15 protein-coding genes and 4 pseudogenes are annotated in these 17510 nt (G+C 38.8%); 5 read left to right on the forward strand and 14 right to left on the reverse strand.

Going from position 1 to position 17510, the window contains the following annotated elements:
- Window positions 1-6: 6 nt before the first annotated feature.
- Both AB2N10_RS01120 and AB2N10_RS01125 read left to right on the forward strand, forming a co-directional pair.
- On the forward strand, window positions 7-1173 hold the full coding sequence (locus tag AB2N10_RS01120) for a hypothetical protein (RefSeq protein ID WP_369434195.1): 1167 nt from the start codon (window positions 7-9) through the stop codon (window positions 1171-1173).
- An 11-nt stretch (window positions 1174-1184) separates the two neighbouring features.
- Window positions 1185-1580 (forward strand): phosphate ABC transporter substrate-binding protein, encoded by a 396-nt coding sequence (locus tag AB2N10_RS01125; RefSeq protein WP_354624725.1) that lies wholly within the window; start codon window positions 1185-1187, stop codon window positions 1578-1580.
- Window positions 1581-1844: 264 nt separating this feature from the next.
- Here AB2N10_RS01125 and AB2N10_RS01130 read toward each other — a convergent pair whose 3' ends face one another.
- From AB2N10_RS01130 to AB2N10_RS01140, 3 genes and pseudogenes are all read right to left on the reverse strand, one after another.
- Complete coding sequence (locus tag AB2N10_RS01130; protein WP_354624726.1) at window positions 1845-2495, reverse strand: hypothetical protein; 651 nt, start codon at window positions 2493-2495, stop codon at window positions 1845-1847.
- Window positions 2496-2513: 18 nt separating this feature from the next.
- Window positions 2514-4367, reverse strand: coding sequence for a phosphate ABC transporter substrate-binding/OmpA family protein (locus tag AB2N10_RS01135; protein WP_354624727.1), 1854 nt, complete (start codon window positions 4365-4367; stop codon window positions 2514-2516).
- 226 nt (window positions 4368-4593) lie between these two features.
- Window positions 4594-5024: pseudogene (locus AB2N10_RS01140) on the reverse strand (Hsp20/alpha crystallin family protein).
- 486 nt (window positions 5025-5510) lie between these two features.
- Here AB2N10_RS01140 and clpS point away from each other — a divergent pair.
- The 3 genes and pseudogenes from clpS to AB2N10_RS01155 all read left to right on the forward strand — a co-directional run bounded on the left by clpS (window position 5511) and on the right by AB2N10_RS01155 (window position 8623).
- Entirely contained in the window at window positions 5511-5837 is a 327-nt protein-coding gene (gene clpS / locus AB2N10_RS01145; protein ID WP_354624729.1) for an ATP-dependent Clp protease adapter ClpS, read from the forward strand.
- A 45-nt stretch (window positions 5838-5882) separates the two neighbouring features.
- Window positions 5883-8146 (forward strand): annotated as a pseudogene (clpA, locus tag AB2N10_RS01150) (ATP-dependent Clp protease ATP-binding subunit ClpA).
- Window positions 8147-8254: 108 nt separating this feature from the next.
- Window positions 8255-8623 (forward strand): YacL family protein, encoded by a 369-nt coding sequence (locus tag AB2N10_RS01155; RefSeq protein WP_354624731.1) that lies wholly within the window; start codon window positions 8255-8257, stop codon window positions 8621-8623.
- A gap of 129 nt (window positions 8624-8752) precedes the next feature.
- Here the strand turns inward: AB2N10_RS01155 and AB2N10_RS01160 are convergent, their stop codons facing one another.
- From AB2N10_RS01160 to kdsC, 11 genes and pseudogenes are all read right to left on the reverse strand, one after another.
- Window positions 8753-9484 (reverse strand): sugar phosphate nucleotidyltransferase, encoded by a 732-nt coding sequence (locus tag AB2N10_RS01160; protein ID WP_369434196.1) that lies wholly within the window; start codon window positions 9482-9484, stop codon window positions 8753-8755.
- Window positions 9474-9974 (reverse strand): sugar phosphate nucleotidyltransferase, encoded by a 501-nt coding sequence (locus AB2N10_RS01165; protein WP_369434197.1) that lies wholly within the window; start codon window positions 9972-9974, stop codon window positions 9474-9476. Before AB2N10_RS01165 ends, AB2N10_RS01160 begins: the two co-directional genes overlap by 11 nt.
- A 368-nt stretch (window positions 9975-10342) precedes the next feature.
- Entirely contained in the window at window positions 10343-11704 is a 1362-nt protein-coding gene (gene mgtE, locus AB2N10_RS01170) for a magnesium transporter (protein WP_354624733.1), read from the reverse strand.
- Window positions 11705-11716: 12 nt separating this feature from the next.
- Window positions 11717-11992, reverse strand: a complete 276-nt coding sequence (locus AB2N10_RS01175; RefSeq protein WP_354624734.1) for an HPr family phosphocarrier protein — start codon at window positions 11990-11992, stop codon at window positions 11717-11719.
- On the reverse strand, window positions 11993-12841 hold the full coding sequence (gene rapZ / locus AB2N10_RS01180; RefSeq protein ID WP_369434198.1) for an RNase adapter RapZ: 849 nt from the start codon (window positions 12839-12841) through the stop codon (window positions 11993-11995). It lies immediately after the preceding gene.
- Window positions 12842-12879: 38 nt separating this feature from the next.
- The gene (gene ptsN / locus AB2N10_RS01185) at window positions 12880-13326 is read right to left on the reverse strand and encodes a PTS IIA-like nitrogen regulatory protein PtsN (protein ID WP_354624735.1); all 447 of its coding nucleotides are present in this window, start codon (window positions 13324-13326) and stop codon (window positions 12880-12882) included.
- A gap of 101 nt (window positions 13327-13427) precedes the next feature.
- A pseudogene (locus AB2N10_RS01190) lies at window positions 13428-14875 on the reverse strand (RNA polymerase factor sigma-54).
- 38 nt (window positions 14876-14913) lie between these two features.
- A complete protein-coding gene (gene lptB / locus AB2N10_RS01195; protein WP_354624736.1) occupies window positions 14914-15639 on the reverse strand; it encodes an LPS export ABC transporter ATP-binding protein in 726 nt (241 codons plus the stop codon).
- 5 nt (window positions 15640-15644) lie between these two features.
- The gene (lptA, locus tag AB2N10_RS01200; RefSeq protein WP_354624737.1) at window positions 15645-16190 is read right to left on the reverse strand and encodes a lipopolysaccharide transport periplasmic protein LptA; all 546 of its coding nucleotides are present in this window, start codon (window positions 16188-16190) and stop codon (window positions 15645-15647) included.
- The gene (gene lptC / locus AB2N10_RS01205) at window positions 16177-16740 is read right to left on the reverse strand and encodes an LPS export ABC transporter periplasmic protein LptC (protein ID WP_354624738.1); all 564 of its coding nucleotides are present in this window, start codon (window positions 16738-16740) and stop codon (window positions 16177-16179) included. The genes lptA and lptC overlap by 14 nt, the downstream gene beginning before the upstream one ends.
- A pseudogene (gene kdsC / locus AB2N10_RS01210) lies at window positions 16741-17288 on the reverse strand (3-deoxy-manno-octulosonate-8-phosphatase KdsC).
- Window positions 17289-17510: the final 222 nt, after the last annotated feature.

Raw genomic sequence — 17510 nt, forward strand, 5'->3', positions numbered from 1 at the left:
TACATAATGAAGTTTAATTTGAAAACGTTACCACTGGCGATTTCTATTGCCTTCGTGCCAGTCTCAGGGATGGCTGACGAAATGATGGATGCAAAAGTTGCACAATTAGAGCAACAAGTTAAGGCATTACAAGCGCACCAAACCAATAGTTTAGTCGATAGATTTAATTTTAATGGATTTATCAGTGGTGCTTATATCAGTTCAAATAATCGAGCCAGTTATAACGGCGCAACCTCCAGTGCCGATTTTTCTCAAGATAGTAAAATGGGCTTTCAAGGCTCTTTTAATATCAATAATCAAACTCAGGCTGTTTTGCAGCTTCTGATGAAAGGTGAAGATGATTGGGATGTTAAAGCGGAATGGGCGTATTTATCGTACCGTTTGGATAATGGTGTAAAGGTACGAGGTGGTAAGTTGCGTGTGCCTCTATTTATGTATTCTGATTACTTAGATGTTGGCTACGCTCAACCCTTTGCCCGTCCACCAAAAGAAGTTTATGACCATGTCATTTTTACTTCATATACAGGTGGTGATATTGCTTATGATATCGAATTTGACGATTCAACCTTAACATTGCAAGCCTTTGGTGGTGAATCGAATGTTAATGAAGATAGTATTAATGTAGATTTTTCTAACTTAATAGGGGGGAGTGCAGCCTGGACTGATCTCACCTGGACTGTCCGCGCTGTATATGGACAAGCTGATGTAGATGGCGCTGTCTTCGGTGGGGCTTTACCTGTCGAAGATGAGCAAGCTACATTTACAGGAATCGGTGGTAGTTACGATAATGGTTCATTCCTTGCTGTTACAGAATGGACAAAAGTAAAAGTTGATGGCTTGCTTGCCGATCATGAGTCAGGATATTTGACATTAGGTTATCGTATTGATGTATTTACGCCCTATACAACGGTCGCTTACATGAAAACTACCGACAACGACAAAAGAACCTCAATGCCGCTAAATCTTGCATTAAATGATAAAAGAACAGCTTATAGCGCAGGTGTTCGTTGGGATGCTATTGATAATGTGGCTATTAAATTTGATTTAACCTATGCCACTGATTTTGGTGATACCTCCGGTGGTTTATCTGGTAATGAATATAATCCTGCGACTGGTTCATTCATGCTCGATGATACATTTGTCTACACAGTTAAGTTCGACGCGGTATTTTAAGGGGCGATAAAATGAAACAATTATTATTAGTATTAACGCTCGTATTTGGCGTTGTTTTCTCTGTTTCAGCAGGGGTGGTGGTTATAGGTAATCCAGCCGCGAGTGATATATCATTAGGTGAAGCCAAAAAATTGTTCTTAGGAAAAGGGGATACTTCACTGGTGATTTATGAACTAGATGAAGGTGATGCAACTCGTACTGAATTCCACTCTGTGGTAACGGGGAAATCAGAGTCTCAGTTAAAAGCCTTCTGGTCGAAGCAAGTTTTTACCGGTAAGGGAAATCCGCCTGCAACGGTCTCATCAGCGTCTGCGATGAAAGCGGCTGTCGCTGCAAATCCTAATGCGATAGGTTATATTGATGAGGCTGATCTTGATAGTTCAGTTAAGGTTATTTTAAAGCCTTAGGTCTATTAATTAGTTCATTTCTCATAATAAAAAGAGGTCGCCCCTATAAGGTGTTACCTCTTTTTTTTAATCATCCCGTAGGTAATTGCATTATTCTGCATAATATTGTGATCTGGGCTTGTTGAAGAAAAATGATGGAGAGTAAGGCGCATAATTGAGTAATCGTTAGCTATTGCGATTGAATGCAATGCAGCTTTCTATTATTTTAACCAACAAGATAGATCAGATCTTAAGCTTATTGGTATAAGTATCTGTTCTCACTTTCTACTGCATTATCGCCTTTTTTTGACGCGATCCGTTCACTAGCTGCTGTGCCGTTAGTTGTTGTAACGGTGATAACTCGCTATATAGCAGCATCGGTTTTTGATACTTATTGGGATCGGTCACGAGTGCTAGCTCTCCCTGATGAAGTTGATAAAAATAATCCCGATAGCTTTCATTGTCATTGCTCTCTAAAAACTGTTTTAGATTTATAATTTTTTCTACCTCAGCGATAGATAATGGTTTTTTATAATGGCTAAATTCCACGATATGCGTTTGTTGTAACTGTGTCGATTGCTTGTTTTGTTGAGCAATTTGTTGTGCCGTGTGAATTTTATTGTTGAGCACATGCGCTTCGACAAGGGGAATGCGGTTAAAAAAATCATATAATTTATCTGCGCATAAAAAAAGTGCTTGCTGTTTCGCTAATGGAGCGTCTTGAAAATCGATAATTGGCTGGCATTTGCTAGATAAAAAAGGTTCATAGCCAATCTCTTTTTGTTGCATAAAGAGTAGTAGTTGTTGTACTGCATCACTCAATTTTCGTTGTGATGCCATAATGTTTTGCTTACTAATCTCTAATTGTTGCCCGTCAAAGCTCATAAATAGGGTGATCAGTGTTACTTCTATTTTTTGCATAATATGGCTGTCCATCTTGATCTCCTGTTAATTTTAAAAAAACCAAACTTCCACGCGTCGATTTTTACTTCGACCTAATGCGTTGCTATTTGAGGCTATGGGCATTTGTTCACCAAAGCCTTCGACAGCGACGACACTAATTCCTCTTGCCAATAACTCATTTTCAATCATTTTAGCGCGTGCAAGTGAAAGTTTGATATTTTTAGCGCTATCGCCTAAAGCATCAGAAAAGCCCATTAAGGCGATGCGTCTACCCGGATTGTTTTCCATATATTGTACTAATCGCGGTAGATCCCGTTTGCTCTTATTGTCAAGCTCGTCACTGCTAGTTTGAAAACGGAAGTTGACTGAAAGACGTTTAGCAATATCGGTATAATTGTTGTAAACATCGGGGGCACTTTTAATGGGATAGACACTCTCTAGTTTAATGTTTTGTGAAATTAACCCTTCATTTTCAACGATTATTTGCCCGTCATGGGAGGCAGCAAAGTCCGCAAAGCCCTTTGCCAAATCACTGCCATTGACCGGAAGATAGAGGTATAAGCGTCGCGCAAGGGGGTAATCTTCTGTGCTGATTGTAAAGTGTGTTGGGTAGATGGAAATACTTCCTTGCGACTCGGCGATGGCGAGGCTTTTGCTATTATTAACATAGGGTAAACCAATAAATCCAATCGCACTGGTATCTCCGGCGACTTGTTCGGAAAGTTCATTGCTAGATTCATAGCGTCGTGCGTTATCGGCTAATTTTTGTTGATTGGGTTTTAATACTAAATTTTTAAATGTATCCCATGTCCCTGAATTTTCATCGCGAGCATAGAGGTTAATTGGGCTATCTGCACCGCCTAACTCAGACCAATTCGTTATTTCACCTGAAAATATTTTAGCTAATTTATCATTTGTCAGCCCAGTTATAGGGTTCGTTGGGTTGACTATAATCGCTAATCCGTCTAAACCGATAATATATTCTTGGCTTGCTAATCCTAGGTCGCCGTTGTTAGGGCGTAATGCTACTCTCTCTTTCTCTTTGATTTTTCGTGATGACATAGCGATATCAGCTTGTCGTTGAAATAAATCTTTGAAGCCAGTGGTTGAACCATGTGCATGTAATTGAATTGCTTTAATCTTATTATCTTCAATATATTGCAGCTCTCGTTCAACTTGAGCTTCACCTTGCACCCAATGCATCTCTTTAACGCCCTTATTTTTTAAATAGGCTTCCAGTAGGGCTGGCGCTAGGTTTTCACCAATGGTGTTGGAACCATGTAATCGTAAACTGATCGTTCGTTCTTCACTGGGCAGGGTCAGTTTCTCAGGCTGCGGTTGAGGTTCGTTGACATGACTTATCGCCGCACTAGTGAGCTGATCTGCGATTAAATGTGCACCTTGAACTGTGGTTAATGCGCTTGAATATGAGTGGTTAAGTGGTAATTCGCTTTGTCTATGTAAACCGTTTTGTTGTTTTAGTGAAATATGTAAATAGCCCTGTTGCCAAGCAATGAACGTGATTAAAAATAAGAGTGAAATAGCGATTAACACCTTAATGTTAAAGGGTTTTTCATCAATGTTTTCAGAACTGAGTGGTTTCTTACTTGGCTTGTTTTTGGCGGGCATGACTGGGCTGAGTGAAGGTAATTCATGTAAAGAAAATGCTTTTTTTGCTTTTTTTATGTAAACCGGGGTACGTTGCAGAACATGGATATATTGATTTAGTGTTGCATTATTTAGTTCACTTAACTCATCTAATACAGTCTGCCGATAATTTGGGTCGTGTATCATTTTATCGACAGAAAGCTGTATATTGTATGCGCTTTTAGTGGCGCTTTGTAATAAACCTAATTGTTCTTTAAATAGCGGGTTTAAAGCTAGTTCTTCTGTTTGTTCTGACATTAAATATCCTGATTGATATTACTTTGCAACTACTCTGTCAATAAGCCCTCATTGGCAGAGCGATTGGTTTTCGCTGATGAAATAAAAAAAACGGTTGATTAGCCCCATTATAGGGATCAAGATGACACGGTCATGTCACCTTTGTGACGGTTTTGTTACACGAAGTTTTTTGCCTGAGGATGTTTGATAAAAAGAGGAATCTCCTTTTCCTCTTTTCATTCGGTGATTATGAAATAGCTATTTTAACGGTATCCTTTGATTGTTTCTGTTGTTTAGGCGCAGTCACTTTCAATACGCCATTAAGAAACTCTGCGCTTATTTGTCCAGAATCGATATTATCACCTAAGTTAATAGTACGGCTAAAGGAGCCATTCTTCTCTCTTTGCGGATGATTTTATCCGTTTCGGAATTGCTTTCTTCGCTTATTTTCGCTTCCATTGTTAATAGGCCATTATTAAATTGCACATTAACATCTTCTTTTGCGACACCGGGAAGGTCTGCAATAAATACGTAGTGATCCTCTTTATCAATGATATCAACGCGTGGTTCAAAGAAACCATTTTTGTGAGACAATTGATTATGTTCAAATAAATCATCAAAGAAGTGATTCATATTAAACCATTGCTCTCTTGGTATAATGTTCATAATGCCTCCCATTGGTTATTAGTTAATACTAATCCGCATAAGTACCGGATCTATCTTGTTGGTTCAAATAATAGATAACAGCGTTGCATTCAATCGTAATAGCCTGCGCTATTACTCAACCATGTGCTTTGCTCTCTATCATTTTTCCTCAACAATCGATGACCATAATATTATGCGAATTGGTATAAGGTCATAGGAATAGGTCTTCCCATACAATATTTAGTATTAAACATAGGAAATAAAAAGTGCTTTTGATTAAAATTTACACATTTTTTGATTGCAGACAAATGCTTTCTATTTAGTTATTATTTTTAAGCGATAGGGCATAAAAAATGCTGAAAATATTAAGTTTGCTTAGGGGCAAATATTCGATTTTTGTGATTTAACCATCGCTACTATTTGCACATTGGCAAAGTAACGATTAACCTGTGATTTAAATCGTTTTTTGACGAGATATTAATTTTCACCTAACTTTAGTAAATAAGACTAGACTTAAACATGAGCGATAAAAATAGTACTAAAACAGGCCATGAATCGGCAACGATAGAGCGTTCTAAAACAGAATTAGTTCCTCCATCAAAATATAATGTGTTGCTGCATAATGACGACTACACGCCAATGGATTTTGTGATTGAGGTATTGCAACGTTTTTTCCGTTTGAACCATGAAAAGGCAACTGAAGTTATGCTTAATGTTCATTATAAAGGTGTCGGTGTTTGTGGCATTTTTACAGCTGAGATAGCAGAAACAAAAGTTGCTCAGGTCAGCCGTTACGCGCAACAAAATGAACATCCTTTACGTTGTTCAATGGAAAAAGAGTCATGAGTATACAGGTTATAGGAATAGTCATCCCCTATTTAGGAGATTTTTATGTTAGATAAAGCGTTAGAAAATAGTTTAGATTTGGCTTTCCATTTTGCTTTTGAAAAATCTCATGAGTTTATGACGGTTGAGCATTTATTACTTGCGTTATTAGAGAATGGCGAGATAAAAACGTTGTTAACGGCCTGCTCTGTGGATCTAGTGTCACTGAATATCGAAATTAATAGTTTTCTTGAAACACTGCCTGCGATCCCTGAGGTGCAATTACAGCAAATTGAAATTCAACCAACGATCGCCTTTGAGCGGGTGTTGCAACGTGCCATTTTTCATGTCCAGTCATCGGGAAATAACGAGGTTTCAGCTGCGAGTGTGTTAGTTGCTATTTTTAGTGAACAAGAGTCACAGGCTGTCTATTATTTAAAAAAAGCCCATTTATCTCGTTTAGATGTTGTCAACTTTATTGCCCATGGTATAAGCAAATCAGGAGTGCCAAGCATAGAGCCAATACGCGAAGAAGATAATCTAGAGAGCGTGGTTGCCGAAAGCAATGACGAAATGCCCTTCACGATCAATTTAAATGAACAGGTGGCCGCTGGCAGTATTGATCCGCTTATTGGTCGGGATGCCGAGGTTGAGCGCTGTGTGCAAATTCTTTGCCGCCGACGTAAAAATAACCCTTTATTGGTCGGGGAAAGCCGGTGTCGGTAAAACAGCTATAGCAGAAGGATTAGCTTACCGTATTGTTAATCAGAATGTTCCTGATGTTATTGAAGATAATATTATATACGCACTAGATATGGGGGCGTTGCTAGCTGGTACCAAATATAGAGGGGAGTTTGAACAGCGTTTTAAAACGGTTTTAGGCAAATTAGAAAAACAGGATAATGCTATTCTGTTTATTGATGAGATCCATACCATTATTGGGGCGGGGGCGGCGACGGGGGGGCAACTTGATGCGGCTAATCTATTAAAACCGTTGTTGAGCGGTGGCAAGTTACGCTGCATTGGCTCTACTACCTATAAAGAGTTCGGACAAATTTTTGAAAAAGAGCATGCATTAAGTCGACGCTTCCAAAAAGTCGATGTGCTTGAGCCCTCGGTCGAAGAGACGGCTCTTATCCTACTAGGTTTACGGTCTCGTTATGAAGAGCATCATCAGATTCGTTACACTAACAAAGCATTAAAAGCGGCTGCTGAACTTAGTGCAAAATATATTAATGATCGTCACCTTCCCGATAAAGCGATAGATGTGATTGATGAGGCAGGGTCACAAATGCGTTTGTTGCCTGCGAGTAAGCGAAAAAAAACAATTGGTGTATTCGAAATTGAAAATATCGTTGCTAAAATTGCCCGTATTCCACAAAAATCGGTCAATAGCTCAGATAAAAGATCAATTAGCCAAATTACCAGAGCGTTTAAAAATGACCGTGTTTGGTCAAGATGATGCGATTGACGCATTAACTAATGCTATTCACTTAAATCGTTCTGGTCTTTCTGAAGAGTCAAAACCAATTGGTTCTTTCCTTTTTGCTGGGCCCACGGGGGTTGGTAAAACCGAAGTAACGCAACAATTAGCGAAAGCGATGGGAGTACAGCTATTACGTTTTGATATGTCAGAATATATGGAAAAACATACGATTTCACGTTTAATAGGGGCGCCTCCTGGTTATGTTGGCTATGAGCAAGCTGGGTTATTAACCGATGCGGTGGTCAAACATCCTTATGCGGTATTGCTATTAGATGAGATAGAAAAAGCCCACTCTGATATTTACAACATTCTATTGCAGGTAATGGATCATGGTACGTTAACGGATAGTAATGGCCGTAAAGCTGATTTTAGAAATATTGTTTTGGTGATGACCACCAATGCCGGTGCGCGCGAATCCATCAAACAGAATATAGGTTTTAAAACTCAACAAGATAATCATCAAGCAATGGATGAAATTAAAAAAGTCTTTTCTCCTGAATTCCGTAATCGTCTTGATAATGTTATCTGGTTTAACCATCTTGAAATTGAAGTTATCTATCAAGTTGTGGATAAATTTATAGTTCAGTTGCAAGCTCAGTTAGATAAAAAGCATATCTCTTTAGAGGTCAGTGAAAGTGCCCGTAAATGGCTGGCGGAACAAGGTTACAATCGTGCCATGGGTGCTCGTCCAATGGCTCGATTGATTCAAGAAAAATTGAAAAAACCACTGGCAAATGAGATCTTATTTGGAGAGTTACAAGATGGTGGTAGCGTGGTTGTTTCATATGATAATGGCTCAGGTGGTATTATCTTCGATTATGTAAAATCACTCGCATTAAGCTGATAAATGATAGTTGCAAAGGTTCTTCCATTTCCACTTTATCTTTGTTTTTTGAGATAGAGTGGAACTGTTGAAAGTGATTTTTAAACGCCACAATTAGATCGGGATGGTATGGAATTCGAATTTAGAAAAGATTTTATTAGTGAACAGGCAACCGTTAAAATATCCATGGGTCATGAGGCTTTTGCTACTTGGCTAGAACAAGAAGGGCAGTCATTAAATTGGGTGGATGCTTTGTTGCTAAAATTATCGGCTTTACAGCAACGCCAGATAAGTGAATATAAACTTACGGGAAGTGAGTTTATATTACTGCTTACACAGGATGAAGCCTTGGTTATCAATCACAGTCTATTAAATGATCACGATGATGTTGATTTGGAAGGGGACTTACATTTTTATGATGCTGAAATAGAAGCCGCCTGTGGTTTAGAAGACTTCCTTGCTTTGATTGAATCATGGCAGTCCTTTTTAAAGGATTAATCCCTTTTTCCCCATGCTACTTCAATGTGCAATGTTAGCAAGAAAAAGCGTACCACCATGCTAGTTTAAGTTTAAATAGATATTTTATAACAACGAAAATGGGTGCTATTTTCTTGCCTTACCATGGTGCTACAGTGTAAATTGATACTCCTCTGGCACGACCACAATTCCTTTTTCTGATATTTTGTAACGTTTTTTATCCCCTGCCGTATCAAAGCCAATACGAGTTCCGGCTGGAATTTTTACATTTTTATCAATAATACAGTTTTGAATTTGGCATCCTTTGCCGATTTCTACATTATCAAAGACAATGCTATTGGAAATACTGCAGTTATCAAAAATGCGTACATTGGATGATAGGATTGAGTGATATACAGAAGCATCGGAAATGATGACGCCATTTGAGATGATTGAGTTTATCAATTGACCTGAATTTTTTGTCGTCGAAGAGACTGTTCGTGCGGGGGGAAGTTGTTGTTCATAGGTGCGAATAGCCCAATCTTGTTGATATAAATCCAGAGGAGGAATGGGCTGTAATAGATCCATGTTAGCTTGATAAAAAGAGTCAATAGTGCCTACATCGCGCCAGTAAACATCTTGGCTTACTCGGCCACTTTCTTCACCAAAACGGTATGCGTAAACGCTTTCTCGTTGGATTAATTTTGGAATAATGTCATGGCCAAAATCATTTTTTGAATTTATATCTGCTGCATTCTTTTCTAGGGCATCAATTAGCGCATCCATGGTAAAGATATAAATCCCCATTGAGGCAAGGCTCTTAGTTGAGTCGATCGGAGAGATTGGAGGGGTGCTTGGTTTTTCTACAAAATCAATGATACGTTTGTCACTATTAATTTCCATGATGCCATAGGAACTTGCTTCTTCTCCCAGGTACATCCATACAGGCAATGGTTAAATCGGCGTTGTTTAAGCGATGCTGTGCAAGCATTGGAGCATAGTCCATGCGGTAGATATGATCCCCTGACAGTACAACGACGTATTTAGCATTACTACGTGAAAGTAGCCATATATTTTGATAAATGGCATCTGCCGTTCCGCCATACCATTGTTCACCTTTACGCATTTGCGGTGGAATAGAGGTGACATATTCTCCAAGTTCAGGATTAAAAACAGACCAGCCATCACGAAGATGTTTTTGCAGTGAATGGGATTTATATTGTGTTAAAACCAGTATACGCCTTAATCCAGAGTGGAGGCAGTTTGTTAATGTAAAGTCAATAATGCGATATTTTCCACCAAAAGGGACTGCAGGCTTGGCTCTATTATCCGTTAGTGGTGATAATCTTGAGCCCATTCCACCCGCTAAAACTACTGTTAAGACATTTTGCATTGCACACTCTCCTTGGTTATTAGCGTCATTAAATAATATATTAATCGGAAACTGATGTTGTGCCGATTAGAATAGATAGCTGATCTGTTTTACTGCTTAAATTAACTGAGTTTTTCATTTTCTGTGTCGCAAAGGGAACGTTTGATTTTTATATACGTGTTATTTAATTATTTATTATTAATAGTTTTCAACTTCAAGCTTTATGCCAGTTGTTAATGTATTGAAAAATAAGGGATAAAATAAAAATAGAATCTATTAAGCACCACTTTGAGGCAAGTGTATAAATCCTTGCACTATAAAGGTTATAGATTAGATGGGAAAAGTGATCATAGTAATGCTCGTGAAGAACCATGAGCATTACTGGGGGGTTAATGTCGTAGTACTAATGTTGCCATGCCGAGGAAGGAGAATAACCCGATGACATCGGTAACGGTTGTTAATGCCATTCCGCCTGCTAATGCCGGATCAATTTTATATTTATGCATTAATAGAGGGATCGTCACGCCAGCGATACCGGCTACAGAGAGATTAATGAACATTGCGCCAGCAATGATAAAGGCAACACGTATATCATCTTTCCAAATAGCGACGGCAGAAGCGACTAAAATTGCCCAAACAATACCATTAAGCAATCCGATAGCGGCTTCTTTGCCAATTAGCCAGCGCGTGTTATTGTCACTTATATGGCCAACGGCAATACCACGGATAACCAATGCTAATGTTTGATTACCCGCGATCCCCCCCATGCTAGGGACAATCGTCATTAAGACGGCAAGAGTGGCCATTTGTTCTAAGGTCGCTTCAAACATATTAGATACGGAAGCGGCAACAAAGGCGGCCATTAGATTAACCGATAACCAAACAGTACGTCGTTTAGCACTGGGAATTATCGCGGCAAATGTATCTTCATCATCGTCCATACCAGCCATACCCATCATCGAGTGTTCGGCATTTTCACGAATAATATCAACAACATCATCGATAGTGATTCGACCAAGAAGGTGTTTGTTGGCATCGATAACAGGCGCGGATATCCAGTCATGACGTTCGAATAATTTAGCTATTTCACCTTCATCGAGTTCTACCGATAACGCTTCGGTTTGATCATTCATTACCTGTTCAACAGACAGACTTGGATCAACGGTAAGTAGAGTCGATAGTGGTACATCACCAATTAATTGGTCGTCTTCATTGACCACATATAAGGTGTCGGTTGCTTCTGGTAATTCCCCTTTGAGGCGTAAATAACGTAAAACAACATCAATAGAGACATCCGCTCTTAGCGTGATCGTGTCGGTGTTCATTAACGAACCAGCGGTATCCTCAGGGTAAGCCAATGCTTGTTCTACACGGTGTCTATCTTGCTTGTCCATCTTCTGTAAGACGGCTTGATAGAGGCTATCTGGAATGCCCCTTAGTATGTAGGCGAGATCATCGGTATCCATCCCTTCTGTGGCGGCTACAAGATTAGCGGCACCCATTAAATTGATAATGCCATCTTTAGCATCTTCATTTAATTCTTCTAAAATTTCACCATGTTGGTCATGGTCGGTTAAATTCCAAAGCACTTTACGGTGGGAAGGAGGGGAGGACTCCAGTAGTAAAGCGATGTCACAGGCAGCCATTTTATCAAGGATGCTGCGTGCACGGACAAACATGCCACTTTCTACTGCTTGATTAACTTCTTGAAGGCGTTGCTGAGCATTTTGTACATCTGTATTTTCCAGCATTGCCTAACTCCTTTATTCTTCTTCGAAAAATTTATCTTCTATTAACTTTGTAACTGCACTCATTGCTTGCTCTGCTTGATTACCTTGGGCAATAATCTCTATCTCTTGACCATAACAGGTTTCTAACACCAACAATCCCAACACACTATCAGCATCGGCCTGTTTTCCTTGATGCTTAATGGTGATGGTGGCATCAAAAGAGTTTACTAATTCAACCAATTTTATGGTTGCTCGTGTATGCAGGCCAAGTTTATTCTGTATTGTAATTGTTTGATTAATGATAGCCATTTATTTATTGCCTTTTAAACATTTATGTTCAATTTGCACTTGGTAGTGAGGTTTAAAACGTGCCGCTATTTGCTCAGTGACATAGACGGAACGGTGTTTCCCTCCAGTACAACCAATCGCAATCGTGACGTAATTTCGGTTATTCGTTTCAAGGTAGGGTAACCAAGAGTGGAATAGATTTTCTATTTGATTGATGGTCTGCTCGACCATAGGCTGGCTACGCAGGTAATCTTTAACTGGCTTTTCAAGGCCAGTGTGTTCTTGCAGTTCTGGTATCCAATGAGGGTTGGGTAAAAAGCGTACATCAAACATATAATCAGCATCTTCCGGGACCTTATATTTAAAGCCAAAAGATTGGAAAATAATCAATAAGTTACTTTTAGTTGAACCTTGTAAGTGAAGTTTTAGATGTTCGTTGAGATTGTGAATCGATAACGTTGTGGTATCAATCGTTAATGAGGCTATATTCTTTATGGGAAGTAGTAGCTCTTGTTCTAGGTCTAGCGCTTGCGATAAGGATAATTTGCGTTTAGATAATGGATGCAGGCGCCTTGTTTCACTATAACGGCGGATTAAAGCGCTGGTCATGGCATCGAGATAAATTATTTCTACTTCAATTTTATTCTGTAATGCAGCAAGCAACGTTTCTATAGCGGCTATGTCGTGAGGCAAGTTGCGAATATCTAAGCTGATCGCAACTTTATTATTGCTGGGATCAACGCTATCAAGTAATTGTTCAAGGAGTTGGTATGGGACACCATCGATGCAGTTATAACCTAAATCTTCAAGTACATGTAACGCGATCGTTTTTCCTGAGCCTGAGCGTCCACTAATAATTATTAATTTCATGCTAATCCCAACTAGTTATTGACTCTGTCCTATGTTAACTACTCTGATTGTAGTAATTTAAACAAGGCTTCGTCTGAATCTGCCGTTCTCAATTGACGCAGAAATGGTTTATCTAATAATTTTTTGCTAATTTCAGAGAGTGCAACTAGGTACTCTTGGCATTTATCTTCAGGAACAAAAATAGCAAATAAAAGGTCGACATTATTACCATCGTAAGCATCGTAATCAATGGCTGTATCACATTGTAAAAAAACGGCTGTAGCGGGCAACGATGTATCAATTTTTACATGTGGGATTGCAATGCCGCTTCCGACCCCCGTTGACCCTATTTTTTCACGCGCAATTAAATCGTTAAATAACGTTTGTGCGTCAATGCCTAGTTTTTCAGCCGCGATATGGCTAATTTTTTCTAGTGCGCCTTTTTTACTTGTACAGTTTACCTTGCTGAAAACGGAGTCTTGAGTTAATAAAGTCGATATTTTCATATTATATATTCTGTTTACGATCCATAAAATTAGCGCGCAATTCTAGCAGGTTCTTCTTGAATGACTATTAACAAATAGTCATTTTTTAATCTTAATCAAGTCTATAGCAACTGTTTACGCTGATTTGATGGCGGTATACCTAATGATTCTCTATATTTTGCAATGGTTCTACGTGCGACTTTAATACCTTGCTCTTCGAGTAACTGAGTTATTTTATTATCACTTAAAGGTTTATTTGGTGATTCTGCTGTTACTAGCTTCTTGATTAATGCGCGAATGGCTGTCGATGAACACTCTCCACCACTTTCAGTGGCGACATGGCTAGAAAAGAAAAATTTGAGCTCATAAATCCCTCTAGGGGTGTGCATAAACTTCTGCGTAGTCACCCGAGAAATCGTTGATTCATGCATTTCAACCTCTAGTGCTACATCATTTAACACCATCGGTTTCATTGCTTCATCACCATACTCGAAAAAAGCTTGCTGTTGTTGGACGATACAATTGGAAACCTTTAGCAGTGTCTCATTTCGACTCTCTAAGCTTTTAATGAACCATTTAGCTTCTTGTAAGTGACCTTTAATAAATTGTGAATCTGTTTTACTGATATTAGATTTACATAAATCGGCATATTGCTGATTAATCGATAAGTGTGGATCGCAATCAGGGTTTAAAGAAACACGCCACTGCCCTGCAATTTTTTTAACGTAAACATCGGGTACGATATATTGTGCTTTACTCTCTTCGAGTTGATTGCCAGGACGAGGCTCTAGACTCTGAATAAGGCGCATTACTTCACCTAATTCACTCTCTTTTAGTTTAGTTTTTCTTGCTAATGTTCGGTAATCTCGATTAGCCAGTAAATCCATATGCAAATCAAGAATCATTAATGCTTCGCTGCGCCATTGTGTTTGTTCTGACAGATGTTTTAGTTGTATTTGCAAACACTCTTGTGTGGACCGAGCTGCCACACCAAGCGGATCAAAATGTTGGATACGTTTTAGTACCGCTTCCACTTCATCTAACTCTAGATCCGTTAGTTCATCATTTAAACTTTCTAAGATATCTCTGCAGCTAGTGGTTAAATAGCCGGATTCATCAATGGAATCGATAATTGCGGTAGCAATGAGCTGGTCTGTATCTGTAAATGGCGTCAACTGCATCTGCCAGATTAAGTGGTCTTGTAATGTATCTGAAGATTCGCCTTGATAGACAGTATCTTCACCTTCATAATTGACTGTGCCAGAGGAGACTGACGTTGTTGGTGGTGCAGTGAATGACTCTTCCCAGCTATTTTCAATAGGCAAATCATCGGAGAATCCTGTTGAGTTAACGCCTCCGATGTGTCCATGTCGCTACTATCTTTTTGTTCGCTACTTACCTCTGCAATACCACTTTCATCGTCTTGTTGAAGTAGCGGATTTTCATCCAGCACATTTTGAATTTCTTGCTGTAAATCAAGTGTAGAGAGTTGTAATAATTTAATAGCTTGTTGTAATTGAGGGGTCATAGCAAGCTGCTGACCCATTTTCAATTGTAAACCCTGTTTTATCAAAGTATCTCTTCCTCTTACGCAAATAAGGTGATTAATTAAAGTCTAAACTCTTCACCCAAGTAGACCTGTTTTACATGGTCATTCTCTAATATTTCTTGCTGTGTGCCAACTGCAATAATTTCACCATGACTAACAATGTACGAGTGTTGGCAGACATCTAAGGTTTCTCGAACGTTATGGTCGGTAATTAATACGCCCAAACCGCGGTCACGCAACTGCTGAATAATATTTTTTATGTCGATAACTGAAATGGGATCCACACCGGCAAAGGGTTCATCTAGTAATATGAATTTTGGCTCTGTAGCAAGCGCTCGGGCTATCTCTACCCTGCGACGCTCACCACCGGATAAGCTCATCCCTTTGCTGTGGCGAATGTGGGTGATATGAAACTCTTGTAATAGGGTCTCTAGCTTATCTTCGCGCTGTGCTGCCGTTAACTCTTTACGAATTTGTAAAATGCCCATGATATTTTCGCTTACCGTTAAACGACGAAATATAGAGGCCTCCTGAGGGAGGTAACCGATCCCTTTTTGTGCTCGAATATGCATGGGATGATGAGAAATATCTTCATCATCAATGGTTATTTTACCTTCATCTTGTTTTACTAAACCCACCACCATGTAAAAAGAGGTTGTTTTACCCGCGCCGTTAGGGCCAAGTAAACCGACAATTTCACCTGTTTTCACGGTTAAGCTAACACCATTAACTACCGTGCGACCTTTGTAGCTTTTCACTAAACCTTGTGCAATTAATTCTGCCATTCTATCTATTCTTCTTTTTCTATGGTTTTGTCGTCCGAGGTCGATGTGTTTTTATTTTCAAATTGTGCGGGTAAAAATACCGTGTTAACACGATCAGTTGCAGCTTGACCCGTGCTCACCGTTAACTCTTCATTATTGATGGAGTACACGATTTTTTCACCATTAACTTCACTATCTAGTTGTTTTACTTGAGCATTGTCCTGTAGCGTGATGGTGCTTTCTGCTAGATCATAGCGAATGGTGTTGGCTTGGGCATCAAAGGGTTTGCCATCATCTTGTGTTTGATAAAATGTCGCTAAATTGCCTTCTGCTATCATTATTTCTTGGTTTGCTTTTTCACCACGAATGACCGTTAGTTTGTCTGCGGTAATTTTGATCGTTCCCTGAGTTAATATCACATTGTCAATAAATACAACCGTATTTTCCTTCATTTTTGCATGTTGACTGACGGAGCTAACATGGATCGGCTGTTCATAATCAGACTCAATGGAAAAGCAGGAAAATGTGATGATTAACGTGCTGATTGCTATGCTAAATTTAATTTTTTTCATTGAGATATACCGTTTCAATTTTATCTTTGACAACAAATTCTTCAGACTCTAATGACCCCCATAGTCCGACGCCTTGTTGCTTCATTTGCGGCCCAGTCCAATTAACAAAAAGATCGCTGGTCACTTCTTTTTTATCTAATAGTATCGTTAGCTCTTGTGTGTGCATCGTTTGCACTAATTGATCCAAGCTCAGATTTTTTAGCCATACATCATCATTTAACGTTAGTGTGTCTTGATTGTAAAGCACCCCTTTTTTACTGCTTAGTTGCCAAATGGAGGGGACATTGTCGTCTGTTTTTCTAGCGTATATAATAACCCTTGGATTTTCAAAAAGGGTTTTATTGGTTGCATTAAAATTAATTACTTTATCTGCATATAATTTATAATCGCTTCGTCCCGCAATATCAAAATGAGTATTAGTGACATTATAGGCTATATAGCTAGGTTGGTGTTTTGATGTTTCCGGTAGCTCTTTTTGTGGTTTCAAGTATAGCCACGTTAAAAATGCCACTAATAATATGATAAATGGAATGCTTTGCCGCTTATTCATTTATTCACTTTTGCCTTGTGTTGTATGCAACTGATTATTGCATTGTAGTAATAGGTCACATACCTCTCGTACAGCTCCAAAACCACCTTTTGTATAAGTAATTAAATCAGCATGTTGCAGCACTAAAGGATGGGCATCGTTTACTGCAATACCTAGCCCACATGCTTGCATGACGGGTAAATCGACAACATCATCACCAATATAGGCAACTTCTTGTGCTGTTAATTTTTGTTTTATTAATAGTGATTGATAGGCACTTATCTTGTCTTCTTGCCCTTGAAATATATAGGTACGCCAAGTGCTTGCATTCTGTCAGAGACAATTTTAGATTGTCGTCCAGTTATCACCGCTACATCTATACCAGCTTTTAATATCGCTTTTATACCGAAGCCGTCTTTGGTATGGAATGCTTTTAACTCTTCACCTTGGTTACCTAAATAAATTCGGCCATCTGAAAACACACCATCGACATCGCAGATAAGCATTTTTATTTTTTCTGCTTTGCGATAGTTTAATTGGCTAATTTTTCCATAGGGTGTTGTGACCATGATTTTCCCGATATTTAGATCGATAACTGGATACTATATAAAATGAATATAGTAATCTCATTAATTTTAATTCGTTATGTGGTGATGCTACATTGTTACGGTTATTGTCAGAAAAATAAAGTGTTAACGTGTAATTGTTATTTGTTTTTCAACAATATACCATTATTACATAAATAGGTCATACCAGTGCTATGATAATTTATGTTCAGGCTATTAAATAAT

The organism is Psychromonas sp. MME1 (genome assembly GCF_041080865.1).
Lineage (GTDB): Bacteria > Pseudomonadota > Gammaproteobacteria > Enterobacterales > Psychromonadaceae > Psychromonas.

What these genes read in the sequence shown, in the direction of transcription:
- AB2N10_RS01125 (WP_354624725.1), top strand. Translation starts at nt 1,185, where the DNA reads ATGAAACAATTATTATTAGTATTAACGCTCGTATTTGGCGTTGTTTTC.
- rapZ (WP_369434198.1), bottom strand. Translation starts at nt 12,841, where the DNA reads ATGAAATTAATAATTATTAGTGGACGCTCAGGCTCAGGAAAAACGATC.
- AB2N10_RS01120 (WP_369434195.1), top strand. Translation starts at nt 7, where the DNA reads ATGAAGTTTAATTTGAAAACGTTACCACTGGCGATTTCTATTGCCTTC.
- AB2N10_RS01135 (WP_354624727.1), bottom strand. Translation starts at nt 4,367, where the DNA reads ATGTCAGAACAAACAGAAGAACTAGCTTTAAACCCGCTATTTAAAGAA.
- mgtE (WP_354624733.1), bottom strand. Translation starts at nt 11,704, where the DNA reads ATGCTGGAAAATACAGATGTACAAAATGCTCAGCAACGCCTTCAAGAA.
- lptA (WP_354624737.1), bottom strand. Translation starts at nt 16,190, where the DNA reads ATGAAAAAAATTAAATTTAGCATAGCAATCAGCACGTTAATCATCACA.
- clpS (WP_354624729.1), top strand. Translation starts at nt 5,511, where the DNA reads ATGAGCGATAAAAATAGTACTAAAACAGGCCATGAATCGGCAACGATA.
- lptC (WP_354624738.1), bottom strand. Translation starts at nt 16,740, where the DNA reads ATGAATAAGCGGCAAAGCATTCCATTTATCATATTATTAGTGGCATTT.
- AB2N10_RS01130 (WP_354624726.1), bottom strand. Translation starts at nt 2,495, where the DNA reads ATGGACAGCCATATTATGCAAAAAATAGAAGTAACACTGATCACCCTA.
- lptB (WP_354624736.1), bottom strand. Translation starts at nt 15,639, where the DNA reads ATGGCAGAATTAATTGCACAAGGTTTAGTGAAAAGCTACAAAGGTCGC.
- AB2N10_RS01160 (WP_369434196.1), bottom strand. Translation starts at nt 9,484, where the DNA reads ATGGAAATTAATAGTGACAAACGTATCATTGATTTTGTAGAAAAACCA.
- ptsN (WP_354624735.1), bottom strand. Translation starts at nt 13,326, where the DNA reads ATGAAAATATCGACTTTATTAACTCAAGACTCCGTTTTCAGCAAGGTA.
- AB2N10_RS01155 (WP_354624731.1), top strand. Translation starts at nt 8,255, where the DNA reads ATGGAATTCGAATTTAGAAAAGATTTTATTAGTGAACAGGCAACCGTT.
- AB2N10_RS01175 (WP_354624734.1), bottom strand. Translation starts at nt 11,992, where the DNA reads ATGGCTATCATTAATCAAACAATTACAATACAGAATAAACTTGGCCTG.
- AB2N10_RS01165 (WP_369434197.1), bottom strand. Translation starts at nt 9,974, where the DNA reads ATGCAAAATGTCTTAACAGTAGTTTTAGCGGGTGGAATGGGCTCAAGA.